The sequence below is a fragment of the Pseudoalteromonas sp. 4NS20-0020 genome (assembly GCF_057554385.1).
On record NZ_BAAJMI010000006.1, the window covers coordinates 20,633 to 35,587 of the forward strand.

19 protein-coding genes are annotated in these 14,955 nt (G+C 37.7%); 8 read left to right on the forward strand and 11 right to left on the reverse strand.

Features of this window, described 5'->3' with window-relative positions:
* The first annotated feature begins 353 nt into the window (after positions 1-353).
* Complete coding sequence (locus AC27JL_RS15590) at positions 354-539, forward strand: PA3496 family putative envelope integrity protein (RefSeq protein ID WP_010558095.1); 186 nt, start codon at positions 354-356, stop codon at positions 537-539.
* A gap of 115 nt (positions 540-654) precedes the next feature.
* On the opposite strand, the gene AC27JL_RS15595 is transcribed toward AC27JL_RS15590, so the two are convergent.
* The 3 genes from AC27JL_RS15595 to AC27JL_RS15605 form a co-directional block, all read right to left on the reverse strand.
* On the reverse strand, positions 655-1,152 hold the full coding sequence (locus AC27JL_RS15595; protein WP_487196009.1) for a glutathione peroxidase: 498 nt from the start codon (positions 1,150-1,152) through the stop codon (positions 655-657).
* 219 nt (positions 1,153-1,371) lie between these two features.
* The gene (locus AC27JL_RS15600) at positions 1,372-1,671 is read right to left on the reverse strand and encodes an AzlD domain-containing protein (protein ID WP_006793840.1); all 300 of its coding nucleotides are present in this window, start codon (positions 1,669-1,671) and stop codon (positions 1,372-1,374) included.
* Positions 1,668-2,372, reverse strand: coding sequence for an AzlC family ABC transporter permease (locus tag AC27JL_RS15605; protein ID WP_008128327.1), 705 nt, complete (start codon positions 2,370-2,372; stop codon positions 1,668-1,670). Before AC27JL_RS15605 ends, AC27JL_RS15600 begins: the two co-directional genes overlap by 4 nt.
* Positions 2,373-2,470: 98 nt before the next feature.
* Between AC27JL_RS15605 and AC27JL_RS15610 the strand changes: the two genes are divergently transcribed.
* The 3 genes from AC27JL_RS15610 (at position 2,471) to AC27JL_RS15620 (ending at position 6,105) form a co-directional block, all read left to right on the forward strand.
* A complete protein-coding gene (locus AC27JL_RS15610; protein ID WP_487196010.1) occupies positions 2,471-3,127 on the forward strand; it encodes a cytochrome b/b6 domain-containing protein in 657 nt (218 codons plus the stop codon).
* A 194-nt stretch (positions 3,128-3,321) separates the two neighbouring features.
* Complete coding sequence (locus tag AC27JL_RS15615) at positions 3,322-3,885, forward strand: chitin-binding protein (protein WP_248520247.1); 564 nt, start codon at positions 3,322-3,324, stop codon at positions 3,883-3,885.
* Between the two features lie 144 nt (positions 3,886-4,029).
* Positions 4,030-6,105, forward strand: coding sequence for a S9 family peptidase (locus AC27JL_RS15620; RefSeq protein ID WP_487196011.1), 2,076 nt, complete (start codon positions 4,030-4,032; stop codon positions 6,103-6,105).
* Positions 6,106-6,175: 70 nt separating this feature from the next.
* Here AC27JL_RS15620 and AC27JL_RS15625 read toward each other — a convergent pair whose 3' ends face one another.
* On the reverse strand, positions 6,176-6,649 hold the full coding sequence (locus tag AC27JL_RS15625) for a Dps family protein (RefSeq protein ID WP_010558088.1): 474 nt from the start codon (positions 6,647-6,649) through the stop codon (positions 6,176-6,178).
* A gap of 326 nt (positions 6,650-6,975) precedes the next feature.
* Between AC27JL_RS15625 and AC27JL_RS15630 the strand changes: the two genes are divergently transcribed.
* A complete protein-coding gene (locus AC27JL_RS15630) occupies positions 6,976-7,185 on the forward strand; it encodes a hypothetical protein (RefSeq protein WP_058552761.1) in 210 nt (69 codons plus the stop codon).
* Here the strand turns inward: AC27JL_RS15630 and AC27JL_RS15635 are convergent.
* Both AC27JL_RS15635 and AC27JL_RS15640 read right to left on the reverse strand, forming a co-directional pair.
* The gene (locus tag AC27JL_RS15635) at positions 7,182-7,787 is read right to left on the reverse strand and encodes a PGAP1-like alpha/beta domain-containing protein (RefSeq protein ID WP_487196013.1); all 606 of its coding nucleotides are present in this window, start codon (positions 7,785-7,787) and stop codon (positions 7,182-7,184) included. The two genes, AC27JL_RS15630 and AC27JL_RS15635, sit on opposite strands and share 4 nt — an antisense overlap.
* Before the next feature lie 22 nt (positions 7,788-7,809).
* Positions 7,810-8,346: a YaeQ family protein gene (locus tag AC27JL_RS15640; protein WP_058430311.1), complete on the reverse strand. Its 537-nt coding sequence runs from the start codon at positions 8,344-8,346 to the stop codon at positions 7,810-7,812.
* A 304-nt stretch (positions 8,347-8,650) separates the two neighbouring features.
* Between AC27JL_RS15640 and AC27JL_RS15645 the strand changes: the two genes are divergently transcribed.
* Entirely contained in the window at positions 8,651-9,856 is a 1,206-nt protein-coding gene (locus tag AC27JL_RS15645) for a tyrosine-type recombinase/integrase (RefSeq protein ID WP_487196014.1), read from the forward strand.
* Positions 9,857-9,862: 6 nt separating this feature from the next.
* Here the strand turns inward: AC27JL_RS15645 and AC27JL_RS15650 are convergent, their stop codons facing one another.
* Positions 9,863-11,179, reverse strand: a complete 1,317-nt coding sequence (locus AC27JL_RS15650) for a hypothetical protein (protein WP_487196015.1) — start codon at positions 11,177-11,179, stop codon at positions 9,863-9,865.
* 350 nt (positions 11,180-11,529) lie between these two features.
* Between AC27JL_RS15650 and AC27JL_RS15655 the strand changes: the two genes are divergently transcribed.
* Positions 11,530-12,201, forward strand: a complete 672-nt coding sequence (locus AC27JL_RS15655) for an inovirus Gp2 family protein (RefSeq protein WP_487196017.1) — start codon at positions 11,530-11,532, stop codon at positions 12,199-12,201.
* Positions 12,202-12,375: 174 nt separating this feature from the next.
* Here the strand turns inward: AC27JL_RS15655 and AC27JL_RS15660 are convergent, their stop codons facing one another.
* Genes AC27JL_RS15660 through radC form a run of 4 tightly spaced genes read right to left on the reverse strand, consistent with a single transcriptional unit; the run spans position 12,376 to position 14,146 of the window.
* A complete protein-coding gene (locus AC27JL_RS15660) occupies positions 12,376-12,615 on the reverse strand; it encodes a hypothetical protein (RefSeq protein WP_487196018.1) in 240 nt (79 codons plus the stop codon).
* A 53-nt stretch (positions 12,616-12,668) separates the two neighbouring features.
* Complete coding sequence (locus AC27JL_RS15665) at positions 12,669-13,229, reverse strand: tyrosine-type recombinase/integrase (protein ID WP_039488704.1); 561 nt, start codon at positions 13,227-13,229, stop codon at positions 12,669-12,671.
* Between the two features lie 12 nt (positions 13,230-13,241).
* The gene (locus tag AC27JL_RS15670) at positions 13,242-13,661 is read right to left on the reverse strand and encodes a DUF2787 domain-containing protein (protein ID WP_487196019.1); all 420 of its coding nucleotides are present in this window, start codon (positions 13,659-13,661) and stop codon (positions 13,242-13,244) included.
* Between the two features lie 11 nt (positions 13,662-13,672).
* The gene (gene radC / locus AC27JL_RS15675) at positions 13,673-14,146 is read right to left on the reverse strand and encodes a RadC family protein (RefSeq protein WP_487196020.1); all 474 of its coding nucleotides are present in this window, start codon (positions 14,144-14,146) and stop codon (positions 13,673-13,675) included.
* 125 nt (positions 14,147-14,271) lie between these two features.
* Between radC and AC27JL_RS15680 the strand changes: the two genes are divergently transcribed.
* Positions 14,272-14,460 (forward strand): AlpA family transcriptional regulator, encoded by a 189-nt coding sequence (locus AC27JL_RS15680; RefSeq protein WP_487196021.1) that lies wholly within the window; start codon positions 14,272-14,274, stop codon positions 14,458-14,460.
* Positions 14,461-14,955: the final 495 nt, after the last annotated feature.

The window sequence follows — 14,955 nt, forward strand, 5'->3', positions numbered from 1 at the left end:
AATAACTAATAACAAGTTTGGTGCCACTATTTTTTTATCAACAAAAGCAATGGCTTGTGTTTTTTGCTAGGTTTAAAGGTCTGTTTGATTTTTATTATTAGACTATATTTTAGTGAAATTAACCAATGAATATAAATTTATAAAAAAAATTTATCGATACGATAAAAAACTCTCACTTTCCACAATTGCAATTTAGCGCTATTTATTCACATTAATGACATGAAGGCTATTTACTATGGCTTTGTGGCTTTACTTTGATGCTAATTTGAACAGCATATTGGTGTTAAATTTTTTAATTTACCAATTACATTAATTAAAGCGTAATTGGTCTCAAACACTTTATGGAGTGGGTTGTGGGTAAGACATTTAGTTACGATGCGCTAGATGATGATTTTGTTGAAGACGAATACGAAATGGTCGGTCGAAATCAACATGATAAAAACAAGCAAAAGGTTAAGAAAAAGTTGGAAGACTACCTTGAGCAAAAACGCTTGCGCAAAAATCTAGGCGAAGATGACTTAAGCGATTACATTGATTAAATTGCACTAGTATAAATACAATACCAATTAATAACGGCAGCTAAGTGCACAGGCAAGTACGCTTAAGCAGTTGTTACATTGGCAATAAAGAGGCTAATAGCCTCTTTATTACTTTTTACTGTGTGCTTTTAGCCTTACTTAATGCTTTTTGTATAGTGAGCTCTATCTTTTCTGGCTTAGTAAAAGGGGCATAGCGCTTAATTGGTGTGCCATCGGCTGCAATTAAAAACTTAGTGAAATTCCATTTTATTTTTCGAGTTAAAAACCCCGGTAAAGCTGATTTTAAAAAGCGAAATACAGGGTGTGCATTTTTTCCATTCACATCAACTTTGTCTGTTATTAAAAAACTGACTCCGTAATTTATTAAGCACCCTTGCTCTATTTGCGACGCATCTCCAGGTTCTTGTTGGCCAAATTGATTGCACGGAAAGCCTATAATCACAAGTCCTTGACTGGCGTACTTTTCATGAAGCGCTTGTAAAGATGCGTACTGGTAGGTAAATCCGCATTTACTTGCAGTATTAACAATGAGTACAACTTTTCCCTCAAAGTCATCAAAGCTAATAGGTTGGCCTTGTAGATTTGTTGCGCTTAATTGATAAAACTTTTGCATGGTGGCTTCTTATTATTGTTGTTAGGCATATTTTAACGCGGTAAAGGTTTTACATAAAGTATAAAGTTTATTCGTGGAGCGAGATATGTGACCTAACGGCCTTGGTATAGTTCGAGCTAAATTTTGCGTATTGCTTATACCTAATTGCACATCCTTGTCGGTGAAAAATAATAAACAATCCTCAGGCTGCTAAGACTTAACTTTAGAGGGTAATAAGCCCTAATTTAAAATTAGAAACAAACCCATACCGGCAAGTGTTGTGTAATAAATGTTGTGTGTTTTATAAGCTACAATAATGGCTACAATAGCGGCACTTAAGTAAGGGTTTTGCCAATGCAGGTTTATGCCTTCGTCACCCAAAAATACAATAGGAACCCAAATAGCGGTAAGCACGGCCGGTGCACTAAAGCTTAAAAATTGCTGCATTTTAGGGCCCACTTTAAAAGGCAATGCACGGTGTAAAAATAAATAACGCGTAAAAAACGTAATGCAGGCCATGAGTAAAATAGTGGTCATCATGTTTTAGTGTCCTTTTTCGCTGTTAGCCTTGCCGTTGTATAGCCTGCACTCATTGCTAATAATGCGGAGCACACTAGCCATAATTCAAACCCTGTGCTTTTTAACCACGTAGCAGTAATACCTGCCACAATAACAGTCACTAAAGAGGCGGTATTTTTAATACCTGGAATAACCAAGGCGATAAAAGTAGCTGCAATTGCAAAGTCGAGCCCTAAGTTAGTTAAATCAGGAAGCATAGATCCTGCAACAATGCCTATTAATGTCCATATATTCCATGCGATGTAAAAACTAAAGCCTGCACTAAGCGCATAAACTAAACGCACTTTTGTGCGATAAGCTTTACGGTGATGAGAAAACGCAAATAATTCATCGGTTAATACAAAGCTAACAGGTAGGCGCCATCGCATTGGTTGATCTATGACTTTATGCCTAACAGCAAGTCCATATAAAAAGTGCCGAGAGCTAATTATAAACGTAGTGAATAATATGGTAAGTAAGGGGGTGTTACCCGCCATAAGTTCAATAGCGACAAGTTGAGCTGAACCTGCAAAGACCAGTAACGACATGGCTTGTGTTTCAAGAGCTGTAAATCCATTTTGAATAGCTAAAGAGCCGCAGAGTATTCCCCATGGAATAACGGCTAAGCAAAGTGGAAGCATATCTAAAAAGCCTTTTATTATCGCTTTTTTAACTGGTTGCATAGCATTTACCTTGCTGGCTTGTAGAATGGCAGATAACGACACCTTATTATGAGGTTGATTAGCATTTTAATAATACTGTTTTTTAGAGGGTAAACACAATGACGACGATAAAAGTATGGGATGGGTTTATACGGTGTTTTCATTGGCTGTTAGTCATTAGTATTGCTGTTTTATATTTTAGTGTAGAAGAAGGCATGATTGAGCTGCATTTTGTTGCTGGGTTCTTTACTTTAGCGCTCATTGTTACGCGAATAGTATGGGGGATTGTTGGCAGCAGAACAGCAAAATTAAGTGGCTTGTTTCACTCACCTAAGGCTGTGTTACAGGGGCTTAAAAAACCGATTGACACCATGGGACACTCTGCTCCTGGCAGCTATATGGTTCTTGCTTTTTTTACGCTTATATTAACGCAATTAATTACCGGGTTGATGAGTAGCGACGGTATTTTAACTGACGGCCCGCTTGTTGAATATGTATCGAGTGATACGGTCGATTTTGCTAATTGGCTGCATCACCTCAATTTTGACATATTACTGTATGCAATAGGCTTGCATATAGCGGCAATTGTTGTGTACAAAATTAAAGGTAAGCCTTTAGTAAAAGCAATGATTACTGGAGAAAAAGCATCAAAATCAAACAGTGTACAAAGCTCCGTAACTAAGTCGCCTTGGCTTGCGTGGGCTATATTTGCAGGCTTACTAATTGTACTCGCATTTACTTGGGGTCAAGAGCCTTTACAGTACTTATTTGGATAAATTTAGCTTTTAAAGTGGTCCTTAATTACTGGTTGTAAATCTCGGTTACATTCTTTTGTTTGATTGTTAGGGAGTGGGTACTTATAATTAGCACTTCATTGGCAAGTTAATGGTTTGCAGTATTACTTGTTATTGGTGCTTGTTGTTTATTCATAATGAATAAACTATGTCACTCTTAAGGTGTAGCCGTGTTTATGCATACGTCGTTGGCCTGCGGGGAATGGTCAACAATTGGTTGCTTAAATCATCACACTCAATTATTTATTGGTGATGTGGTGAAAGTAACTTTTTATGACATGCAAGGAGAGCTAATTAGCTTATCGTTTGATTTTAAAATTACTTCATTTGAACAAGGGGAACCTCACGCTTGGCCGCGTTTGATAGCAGAATACATTAATGTTCACATTCCTTTGGTTAGTGCAGGAAAAATGACTGAACACGGTTTAGTAGTCGCTTATCGGAATAATAAAATCTTTGCATTGCAAAGTAGCGGTATATGCAAAGCGCATATTGATTTTCATTGTATTGCAAAATGCGACGATCATGACGTGAGTACTCAAAGCTTGTATGAGTATGTTTACCCTGAGCATAGTGAACGCTATAACGCAGGTACTAAGGTGTTACAGCCTAAAGATGGTTGCATATATCAATGTAGGCCTTGGCCTTTTAACGAGTTTTGTCGAAAAGCAAAGGATAAACAGTCAATATTTGAACCAGGGATAGGTAAAAGTTGGGCAATGGCTTGGCTGCAATTATAAATTAGTTAATTACATGTTTCTTCCCATAGGTATTACAGGTTTAGGAATAAATCGGTTGCCTTTAAGCCCACTCAACTATTGAGTGGGCTTTTTTATTTTTATGATAAACTGCGAGCATTATTACTTCTTTAATTTGGTTTATTTGTGCCTAGTTCAGACTACTCTTTACGCTTGTTGCCTCATTTCCCTGTTGCTGAAAAGCAGCCCCACACATTAACTACACATAATAAAAAAAGAACCGACCATTACTATTGGATGCGTGATGATGAGCGCAAAAATGAAAAAGTACTCGCACATTTACAAGCCGAAAATAACTATTGCGATGAGCAATTAGCATGTATTAAACCCTTGCAAAATACCTTATTCGAAGAGTTAAAAGCGCGTATTGTAAAAGACGACAATTCCGTGCCCGTCAAAGATGGAAAATACTGGTATCACTCTGAAGTGCGCGGTGACGATGAATATGCGCGTCATTATCGTAGCACAAGTATTAAAGCTGAAAATAAAGCCCTTTTGCTAGATGTAAACGAACTTGCACAAGATTTTGAATTTTTTGACCTTGGGGAAGTTGCATTAAGCCCTAATGAGCAGCTTATGGCGTATTCACAAGATACTGAGGGTCGCCGTATTTATAACGTTCGTTTTAAAAATATATCAACAGGTGAAATGCTCACTGATGAGCTTGAAAATACAGAAGGGCAAGTTGTTTGGGCAAACGACAATAAAACCGTTTTTTATGTTAAAAAAGATCTGCAAACTTTATTAGGGTACCAAGTATTTAGGCATGAGCTGGGAAGTGCGCAAAGCCAAGATGTGTTGGTGTATGAAGAGCAAGACAGCAGCTTTTTTATGGGACTGGGTAAAAGCCGAGATGAAGCGCTAATTATAATTGATTTGGCATCTACTGAGTCCAACGACACATGGGTGCTTGATGCCAATAATCCGCAAGGTCAATTTAGCGCACTCATGCAAAGAGAAGAGGGCCATGAGTTTGATGTCGATAAGTTAGGTGACACATTTTATATTGTCACCAACTGGCAAGCTAAAAACTTTAGATTGATGACTGCAACCGAGCAGACCATTGCAGATAAAACTCAGTGGCAAGAGCATACAGCCCACAGGGAACATGTATTACTTGAAGGCGTTGAGCTTTTTAATGATTTTTTAGTGCTCAGCGAACGAGAGCAAGGACAAGCACGTTTTGTTGTAGTAAATAAAGAAGGCAAGCGTATGGCGCTTGAGTTTGACGATCCTTGTTATTACGCTGCTGTTGCAATGAACCCAGAACCGAATGTTAAAACGGCACGCATTTATTACTCAAGCTTAACCACTCCTGGTTCTTTGTACGACGTTGACCTTATAACGGGTGAAAAAACATTGCTTAAACAGCAAAAGGTATTAGGTGACTTTAAAGCCTCAGATTATGAGTCTGAGCGGCTGATGATTACTTCGCGTGATGGCGTCAAAATACCTGCTTCCGTTGTATACCGAAAAGATAGTTTTAAAAAAGATGGCACCAACCCATTATTTCAATATGGGTATGGGGCTTATGGTTACACCATTGATCCGAGCTTCTCTAGCACGTCGCTCAGCTTACTTGACCGTGGTTTTGTTTATGTTATTGCGCATGTGCGTGGTTCCGAAATGCTAGGCCGCAATTGGTATGAGCAAGGTAAAAAAACACATAAACAAAATAGTTTTAGTGATTTTATCGACGTAACAAAAGCGCTGGTTGAACAAAAATACTGTGATAGCAGCAAAGTATTTGCATCAGGCGGCAGTGCGGGTGGCTTGCTTATGGGGGCGGTGCTGAATCAAGCTCCACAGTTATATTGTGGCGTAGGGTGTCATGTGCCATTTTTAGATGTACTCACCACTATGTTGGACGAGAGTATTCCACTGACCACCAATGAGTACGATGAATGGGGAAACCCAAACGATCCACAGTTTTATAATGTAATAGATGCGTATTCGCCTTATGACAATATAAGCGCACAGAATTATCCTAATATATTAGTCACTACCGGCCTACATGACTCGCAAGTGCAGTACTGGGAGCCCATGAAGTGGGTTGCTAAAATGCGAGAATACAAAACAGATAATAATATATTGGTATTTAAAACCGATATGGACGCAGGTCATGGCGGCGCATCTGGACGCTTTAAAAGCTTGGAAGAAAAAGCACTAGAAATGGCATTTTTTATTGCGTTGGTTGAATGATACATTTTGTTAAATAAACAAAAAAGCCTCAGTGGTAGCTGAGGCTTTCAAAATCAGAATAACGTTTAGCTTAATCCAAGTAAGCTTTTAGCATCCAAACTAGTTTTTCTTGTTCAGAGATGTAGTCTCCCATTAATGATGCTGTACCTTCATCGCCTGCATCACCTGCTTGGTTTAAAATCTCACGTTGCTTTTTAATTAATGTACTGTAGCCCGCTAATATATTTTCTACGGCAGTAACACCATCACTTATGCCTTTTGCTTCTTTTATTTCACTTACTTCAAGGTAATCTGAAAATGCATGTAACGGCGCGCCATCGAGCGTTAAAATACGCTCTGCAATCTCGTCTACTTTCAAAAGTAACAGGTTATAAATTTCTTCAAACTTAACGTGTAATTCAAAAAAGTTACGGCCTTTGATGTTCCAGTGAAAACCACGAGCATTCATATACTGTATTTGGTAGCTACTCAGTAGAGTATTAAGTGATTTTACAATGTCGTCGCTTTTTGCGCTGTTTAAACCAATTGCATTTACTTGTGACATAACTTGCTCCTTAAAAACCGTTTGTTTGTTAACTTGAGTAAAGTATTACTTTTTTAGTTAGATTAGTGAAACTGTTTATATCTATAGAGTTAATAGTTAAAACCTATTAAATGACTGGGACATAAGTTTTGTTTGCTCTATACAGACATGGGGTCTAATTATTAAAATTCACCTCAATTTTTTAAGGTGGTTTGTTGCGTAAAATATGATCTCAAACAAGCTTAGAAGGTGTTATTAAATTTGTTAATTTATTTTTTGATTTAGGTCAAAAATCACTCTTTTTGAAAGCGCATAATAATGGCGTTGAATTAATTAGGAGAGTGAACATGTATGCAAAAACAGGCAAACAAAATAAAGCAGAGTTAATTGTGGTATGTATTGCGCTGGTGGCATTTGTGCTTGGCTTAGTAGCTCATCTAGCTGGTGCAAGTATCGCTAACTCAGACGTGTTTGGTTATATAGCTGCGCCAATTCCGTTGGTGCTCGGGGTTATTGTTTTACTAAGTTATAAAATAGCTGAGGCAGCAGAAGATTAACTGCCTTCGCCTAAACACTTTAAAATATAATCGACCACTTCACGTGAGTAAATCATACTGGTATGGCTTAAGTGAAACACTTTGTGTTCTGCCATACCTTTTAGTTTAGTTTCATCAAGAAGAACCGTGCCGTCTGACTTGCTACCCTTTACAATAAGAGGCATTAAGCCGATTGGTAGGTCGCCAGCAATACTATAAAGCTTTGCTTTAAATGGCCAGTTACCATTTTGTGTGAGTAAAAACTCAACGCTATTTTTTAAAAAAGCTTCAAACCCTTTTTGCTTCATTTTATGTGCAATGTGACTGCCTTGATGGGGAGTACCAAGCGTTACTACTTTTGTAACGAATTGGCTGGCGCCTGAGTTAGCTTCTAAGTAAGCTCTAGCCACTAACCCCCCCATAGAGTGGCATACTAAGGCTGTGGGCTCATTACCAATAAACTCATCTATTTGTTTAAAAATAGCATCACGATTTGGGTCAAGAGTATTGTATGTAAGGTTTAACACGTTAACGCCTGAGCTCTCTAACCTAGAGCAAAGGGGGCGCATAACAAAGCCAGACATATACAAGCCATGTAAAACAATAACGTGTTTAACTTTCATATAATCCCTAAAGCAACTGCAATTACATTAATTGCTGTGGTTTTATCTCAATATTCGTATTATCAGTGTTAACCCATACCTCACCATCTTGAATGGTGACAGTAAGCTGTATGTTGCGGTCAACTAGGTCTGCAAGTGCCTGTGTTGCTGCATAGTCTAAACTAAAAATACTTAAGTTTTTAAATTCGTACAATTTTGGTTGGTGTTTTTGCCACCATATAGCTTGGTTGTTCTCACCGTAAGTATAAAGCACAACTTTTTTAGATTTATTGCAGGCTTTTTTAAGGCGCTTTTCGTCAGGTAAGCCTAGCTCAATCCAAAGCTCTACTTCTTCACTGTAATTAACGTGCCAAAGCTCTGGCTCGTCATCAGCACTTAGCCCTTTGGTAAACTCTAAACCATCACAATAGTTAAGTGCAAACGCAAGCAGGCGAATCATTAACCGCTGGTCAGTTTCCGATGGATGCTGAGCCAGAGTTAAATTTGTGTCTTGATAAACATGGCGATCCATATCGCTAAGCGATAATTGTGCCTTCATAATGGTTGATTTAAGAGCCATAACAACTAATCTAAAAATATTTTCGCCAGTATAGCGCAATTAAATGAATTGCCAGTTAAAATAGCGCTTAAATATACGTTAGGAGTTAAAAATGGCTATCCAGTGGTTCCCTGGGCGCTTGCATTAACTTCCGCACCGCTCCTCAGTGATACTTAAAGTCCAATTAAAACATATTATTAACCTGTTTTTGTTCCGTGTTTGTCCAGTATAATCTTGTTGCTTCTACTGTTTTTAGTACCCACGTTAGTACCCATGAGATTGTATTTTATATATACTAGTCTTAATCATCATTATGGAGCTTATTATGGCTAGGCCTGTAGTACGTCTAACGGATAAAAAGATAAAATCAATTACCAGTACAGGCAAAGAACAAACGCTTTCTGACGGTGGCGGTCTTCAACTGCGTGTTTTACCTAGCGGTACTAAATCTTGGCAATTTAAGTTTAAAGATCCAATAAGTGATAAATTTAATAAATTACCCCTTGGGCTTTATCCAGCACTATCGCTTGCTAATGCACGTACTAAAGCTATTGAGTACCAAGAAATATTGGCACAAGGTATTAATCCAAAGGCACATGAACTCGCTAAAAAACAGGCAGAGAGCCGTAAAGCTGCGAATACTTTTTTAGCTGCCGCAGAACTTTGGTTTGAACGAAAAAAGCCAACTGTTACGCCTCATCACGCAGCTAGGGAGTGGCGAACACTTGAGATGTATATTTTCCCAAAGTTGCAAGACACACCTTTAGAAAGCATTACAGCGATTGATACTATTGAAATTCTCAGGCCACTTGAGACTGACGGTAAACACTCCACAATCAAACGTATTTGCCAAAGCTTAAACCAGATCATGGATTACTCAGTAAATCATGGCTTTATCAATGCCAATCCACTAGCAAAAATCATAAAAGTATTTACTAAAAATACAGTAGAGCATATGGCAACGATTAGACCTGAAGAGCTACCTGATTTTTTAACCGCTCTGAATGGCTCGCAAACCATCCAGAACAAAACAAAGCTTTTAATTTTGTGGCAACTGCACACTATTACTCGCTCAAAAGAAGCCGCAGGTACTAAGTGGGCCGATATTAATGTTGAAGATGCTGTATGGATGATTCCAGCTGAAGAAATGAAACGCAGAAGAGCGCACCGAGTACCTTTAACGTCTGCTACTTTGGCAATACTTGAGCAAATGAAACCACTCAGCGGTCACCATGAATATGTATTCCCGAGTGAGCGTAATGAAAAGGGCCATGCAAGCACTTACACGGTCAATGCCGCGATTAAACGAAGCTTAGGCTACAAAGATAAGTTGGTAGCCCATGGCTTGCGCTCTGTTGCTTCTACAGCGCTTCATGAAAAAGGTTACGATAGCCTTTTGGTAGAAGCCTGCTTAGCCCACGCAGATGAAAATGAAACTCGAGCGGCATATAACCGCTCTGATTACCTAGAGCAGCGTAGACCAATAATGGCCTGGTGGAGTGATCTGATTGAGCAGGCTAATTCAAAGTAATAGGAGCTACTCAAGCATTGTTTTAACTATTTCATTGAGGGCTTTTTTTTCAGTGGTATTTTGATCTTTAGCGTAGTTGGTTAGCTTTTTTTGGTTTGCTTTGGTTAAGCTAAATGTACTCTCATTTCGTTCTCTATGCTTTCTTTGCTTATGCCCGTTATATAGTTGTTTCAATAGAATATCTTTTGTTATAACTGTATTGAATTCAATTGCTCCCGTCTCTTGTTTATAACCGTCTTGACAATCAGACTCTGGAAGAAGTGAGTTATTACTTCTGTAGGGTTCATGAATGTTATTAAATGTTTGAGTGGAAAAGGTTGTAGGGTGTGTATAAGGTGCACCCGATGTATAAGGTGCACCCGTTGTATAAGGTGCACCCGTTGTATAAGGTGCACCCGTTGTATAGGGTGCACCCGTTGTATAAGGTACGCCCGATGTATAAGGTGCACTTGGTGTATAAGGTGCACCCGTTGTATAAGGTGCACCCGTTGTATAAGGTGCACTCGGTGTATAAGGTGCACTTGATGTATAAGGTACGCCCGATGTATAAGGTGCACTTGGAGTGTATGGGTTGTAAGTATTCCCATAAAATACGCGTTGTGGCTCTATCTTTTTATGAAGTAAATCCCAATTTGAGATTACAGCAACAATCGCCAAATATATATCCTCACTTGTGATAGGGGCGAGAAAGTCTAAATGTTCATACTTATCGATTATGTATTGCCATACCCAACTACAACCCTCTTTGTCTTTAGGGTCTAACCAATAAACAGGATTTCTTTTAATAACAAAGCTGCTGTATTCTTTCAAAAGTACAGATAAATAGTCCTTTCTATAATCATTTAAACTGATTGTATTATCTAGCTTTTGCAATATTAAAGGGAAAATTTCATCTGCCGTTGATATGAAACTTCTAGTTTTAAGGCAATCAGCTTGCGGTATGTAAGTCTCCCTCGGTTTATTGAAGTGAATATAAACCCACACCCAGTACAGGCCCTGCCCATCAGCTTTTTCTAACCACTGAAAGTCGCTAACAGGTAAGATATCGTTCAAGTAGTCTGCCATTATCTTCAATACATCCCTTTTATAAACTTCTAAATTAGAGCCTTTTAAATATCCATCATAGCGTTCAATTAAAGCCGTTGCTGCATAAAAATTATCTGGTACTGAGCTGCCACAAGGGTAGTAACTTGCTGCAGCTTTTGTTGAAAGCCATAACAGGGCTCTACCGTCATTTTTAAAAAAATCAATCCACTTAATAACTTCACATTCATCAGTAAAATTAAGTAAGGAATCCATAAATTTATTGTACTTTTTATCCATTAAAAGTATTCCGTTATCATAAAAAAAGCATAACCAGAAAGTTTCTTTACGATACACTTTTACTGGCCTAGCTTGTATTTTATTGCATGTTAATAGTGTGATTGCAAACTTTAAGTATATTTGCACCCATTCCATTCTATATTTTGATACTACATCTCCCATTTTTCATCGAGTCGAATTCAATTAGATAGCCTATGGTTTTTTGATTCATACCACACAAATCTGATGGGTTGTTTTTCTGTATAGGTAATATATACACGGCACTATCTCTCCAAACATATTAAGGAATAATGGATAAATATTTACTAAGGAGACACCTCTTATGTGACTAATTAAATTAAGAGGAAATTATGAATAAACGTCATACAGTTAATAGGAACTTAGTGATAAACAAAGTAGGGTTCTACAAAAATATTCCTGTATGGAATAAAGGAGACTTGATACAAAATTATTTAATATCTATTGAGCAGGTTCTAACTCAAAGCCTGAATGAACATCCTAGAACTTTGGCTATTAGATTTGATTTAAGATTTCCAGTTAGCTTTGGGATTATTGATCAAATCGCAAGTTTACAAACATCGCATATATCGAGCTTTTTTAAGAGTCTTGATCTAGAAATAAAGCGTGAAGTTAAAGATAAAATTAAAAGAAACGGTAATGCTCACCATAGTAGTTTGAGATATATATGGGTTAAAGAGCAAGATAGCTCTTGCATGCCTCATTATCATGTTGCGATTTTTCTGAATAAAGACACTTATTATGGTTTAGGGAATTATCAAGGTAATGGTGATAATATGGCTTCTCGTATAATAAGGGCCTGGGCCAAGTCTATAGGGATTGAAACCTATGATGCGGGTAAGTGTGTAGAGTTTCCTGATAATCATACATACAGGCTTAATAGGAACAGTGAAAACTTTGCAGAGGATTTTGAACAGCTATTCTTTAGAGTTAGTTATTTTGCAAAAGTTGATACAAAAGCTTTTGGTAGTAAAGATAATTATTTTGGTTGCAGCAGAAGGTAATCAACTTCCCATTAAGCTAATCAACGAGGTTTTGAGACCTTCAATTAGCTTAATAAGCTAAAACCCTTAGTATATAAGGGATGGCAAGTTCCCAAAATACCATTATGAGAACCTAAAAAATAAACGGTGTTATTATATCTTAAAAGAGTGCTCATATAGAGCACTCGTATTTAACTAATCAAACAAACTAGCAATGCCAGCAACTACTCCACCAGCTACCGCCAAAGGGATTGTAACTGGCGCAGACGCGACACCTGCACCAATTACTATTGCGCCAGATGTAAGCGCTCCAGCAGCTGCACCGGAGCTTATAGCCACAGCTGTTCTGCTTACGCTAGCATCATTACTGCCAGTTATCTGTTTGGATAACTCATTACCAACTAAGCCGCACGAAACGGCTTTATTTAAAGACATAATGCCTTCCTTTTAGTTAAGTAAAACAAGCGCCAGAATGACGCTACGAAGGGTTATAGCTCTAGTTCTTCAAAGTCTTTGTCTATTTCCTCCTGTGTTATGCCTATATAACGAAGTGTTGTTGCTTCGGAGCTATGGCGAAGCATTTTCATTACTCGGGCGATGTCGTGGGTTTTCTGATACAAGTGATAACCGCGTGTTTTACGCATAGAGTGAGTACCTAAATGAATGTTTAGTTCTTCACCAACTAGCGCAAATGCTTTTGTAACCGCTCTACGAGATAGAGGTTTGGGCTTTGAGTTAATTGCTTGTTGATTTCGGTATGATTGAAATAAGTAGATGTGGTGTGGATGAGTAAGCTTAATTTCGTTGATTAAGGTAAGCGCCTTATCATTTAGCTTTATTTCAGCTAATTTCGAGGTCTTTGACTCATAAATAATCAACCTATCGTTATTTATGTCAGTGAACTTTACTGCAAGTAAGTCAGATATTCTAAGCGCGAGATTCAAGCCTATATTCCATATTTGACTCATTTGCCTTGAGCAACGTTTTTCTAGTAAATAGCTAACGAGCCTTACTGTATCAAGATTTTTAACTGCTTGTACTTCAGCCATAAAAACCTCCTTTTATTCAGTTGTAACCGTAACCTGATAACAACTTGTGTTGTAGTACTCGACAAAGTTTGAAATGAACAAGGCTAACAACTCTTTACCTTCTCGAGCATTCAACCAACCAGCTAAAAAGTGATAAACCTGCTTAATGCTAAAGCACACATCAATTTCTTTTATCAGTTCAGGGGTATGACGGCCCTGATACGAAAAGTCAGTAATATAAATAAGCTGCCAGCTGGTGGACTGCTTTTCTAACCTAACTTCTACTGGGTGAAAGCCCCCAGCTTCAGAGCTGTAATCTGGATCTCTAAAGTTTAGAGTAACCGCCTTTGCCCCACCTACAGAGTCACCTCCATTAGCAACTGCGCTTACAATCACACCAATAAAAGAGTCAGGCACTTTAAGGCCTGCTACTTGCTCTATTTTTAACGCCATATTTACTCCTTTTAAATTAAACCATGTTCAGCAAATGAATACGTGCTTTCACCAATGATGATGTGATCAAGTACTGACACATCTATTAGATTAAGTGCCTGTTGAAGTTTGGTAGTAATAAGCTTGTCCGCTTGAGATGGGGTAGTAACGCCGGAAGGGTGGTTATGCGCCAATATAACGGATGCAGCATTAAGCTCCAGCACCTCTTTAACGACTTCTCTAGGATAAACGCTAGCAGCGTTAATAGTGCCTCTAAATAGCTCTTTAAACTCCAGTATGCGGTTCTGGCTATCTAAAAACAGTACGGCGAATACTTCATGTTCATGTATCGCAAGTTTATGTTTTAAGTACTCTTCGCAATCATTAGGGCTATTTAAAACGCCATCTCTAAACTGCTTTTTAGCGATTATGTATGCAGCGGCTTCTAGTATCTGCTCATCATTTACGGGGTGTTTAAATTCATATAACGACTGTTGATCTTGCATTGTAAATTCCTCTTAAGTGGTTCATGCAAGTTAGTGATGTATATGTGTAAGTTTTTTGTTTGAAGAGCATAAAAAAATACTGACTCCGGAAAGGTTATGTACTAATAACCAACCGGAGAAACTCCATGCGTTTAATCAAATTAAAAGAAGTAATCGAAAAAACATCACTTGGCCGCTCAACAATTTATGAGTTTATGGCTAAAGAAACATTCCCTAAGCAAGTATTGTTAGGTGCTAAATCGGTGGCCTGGTTGGAGTCAGAAGTAGATGATTGGATTGAAGAGAAAGTAAGAAAGAGGTCTAATGTATTATAAAAATAATCACCTCAAACTTTTGAATGAAAGGTATATGCTATACATGTTTAAAAGAAATATTAAGCAATATAATAGGGCTATATAGAATTCAGTATTGGTACCAAAAATGAATTTCGTTTAACAAGTAGATGTTGACAACTTTGTGGGGCAGTGTTTATTCCCTGGATTGAAACGAAAGATATTTTCAGATATAAAAAATATAGTTGGTAAATATCTTAGTCGGACGTTTACCAGCTATCTAATATAATTCGTCTTGCTACCTTCTTTGTGTACCCATTATGGTTTTTTTATTAGCTTGTGTAAAAACGATATTAGTATAATTTGAAAGTTTAATTATAGGTATACGAACAGTAAGATAAATTTATCAAGAAATAGTGATATCAGTCCTATTCCTCAAAATTTAGATAAAAAATAACGTATTATAGGGTCTAATGAGTAAGTTGGTTGGCTTACATATTATAAAAAATTTGTTAGCCGATCTCTTAATTAGTAAAA

What these genes read in the sequence shown, in the direction of transcription:
- AC27JL_RS15680 (WP_487196021.1), top strand. Translation starts at nt 14,272, where the DNA reads ATGCGTTTAATCAAATTAAAAGAAGTAATCGAAAAAACATCACTTGGC.
- AC27JL_RS15605 (WP_008128327.1), bottom strand. Translation starts at nt 2,372, where the DNA reads ATGCAACCAGTTAAAAAAGCGATAATAAAAGGCTTTTTAGATATGCTT.
- AC27JL_RS15595 (WP_487196009.1), bottom strand. Translation starts at nt 1,152, where the DNA reads ATGCAAAAGTTTTATCAATTAAGCGCAACAAATCTACAAGGCCAACCT.
- AC27JL_RS15670 (WP_487196019.1), bottom strand. Translation starts at nt 13,661, where the DNA reads ATGGCGTTAAAAATAGAGCAAGTAGCAGGCCTTAAAGTGCCTGACTCT.
- AC27JL_RS15615 (WP_248520247.1), top strand. Translation starts at nt 3,322, where the DNA reads ATGCATACGTCGTTGGCCTGCGGGGAATGGTCAACAATTGGTTGCTTA.
- AC27JL_RS15610 (WP_487196010.1), top strand. Translation starts at nt 2,471, where the DNA reads ATGACGACGATAAAAGTATGGGATGGGTTTATACGGTGTTTTCATTGG.
- AC27JL_RS15665 (WP_039488704.1), bottom strand. Translation starts at nt 13,229, where the DNA reads ATGGCTGAAGTACAAGCAGTTAAAAATCTTGATACAGTAAGGCTCGTT.
- AC27JL_RS15630 (WP_058552761.1), top strand. Translation starts at nt 6,976, where the DNA reads ATGTATGCAAAAACAGGCAAACAAAATAAAGCAGAGTTAATTGTGGTA.
- AC27JL_RS15655 (WP_487196017.1), top strand. Translation starts at nt 11,530, where the DNA reads ATGAATAAACGTCATACAGTTAATAGGAACTTAGTGATAAACAAAGTA.
- AC27JL_RS15645 (WP_487196014.1), top strand. Translation starts at nt 8,651, where the DNA reads ATGGCTAGGCCTGTAGTACGTCTAACGGATAAAAAGATAAAATCAATT.
- AC27JL_RS15625 (WP_010558088.1), bottom strand. Translation starts at nt 6,649, where the DNA reads ATGTCACAAGTAAATGCAATTGGTTTAAACAGCGCAAAAAGCGACGAC.
- AC27JL_RS15635 (WP_487196013.1), bottom strand. Translation starts at nt 7,787, where the DNA reads ATGAAAGTTAAACACGTTATTGTTTTACATGGCTTGTATATGTCTGGC.
- AC27JL_RS15600 (WP_006793840.1), bottom strand. Translation starts at nt 1,671, where the DNA reads ATGATGACCACTATTTTACTCATGGCCTGCATTACGTTTTTTACGCGT.
- AC27JL_RS15660 (WP_487196018.1), bottom strand. Translation starts at nt 12,615, where the DNA reads ATGTCTTTAAATAAAGCCGTTTCGTGCGGCTTAGTTGGTAATGAGTTA.
- AC27JL_RS15640 (WP_058430311.1), bottom strand. Translation starts at nt 8,346, where the DNA reads ATGGCTCTTAAATCAACCATTATGAAGGCACAATTATCGCTTAGCGAT.
- AC27JL_RS15650 (WP_487196015.1), bottom strand. Translation starts at nt 11,179, where the DNA reads ATGGATAAAAAGTACAATAAATTTATGGATTCCTTACTTAATTTTACT.
- radC (WP_487196020.1), bottom strand. Translation starts at nt 14,146, where the DNA reads ATGCAAGATCAACAGTCGTTATATGAATTTAAACACCCCGTAAATGAT.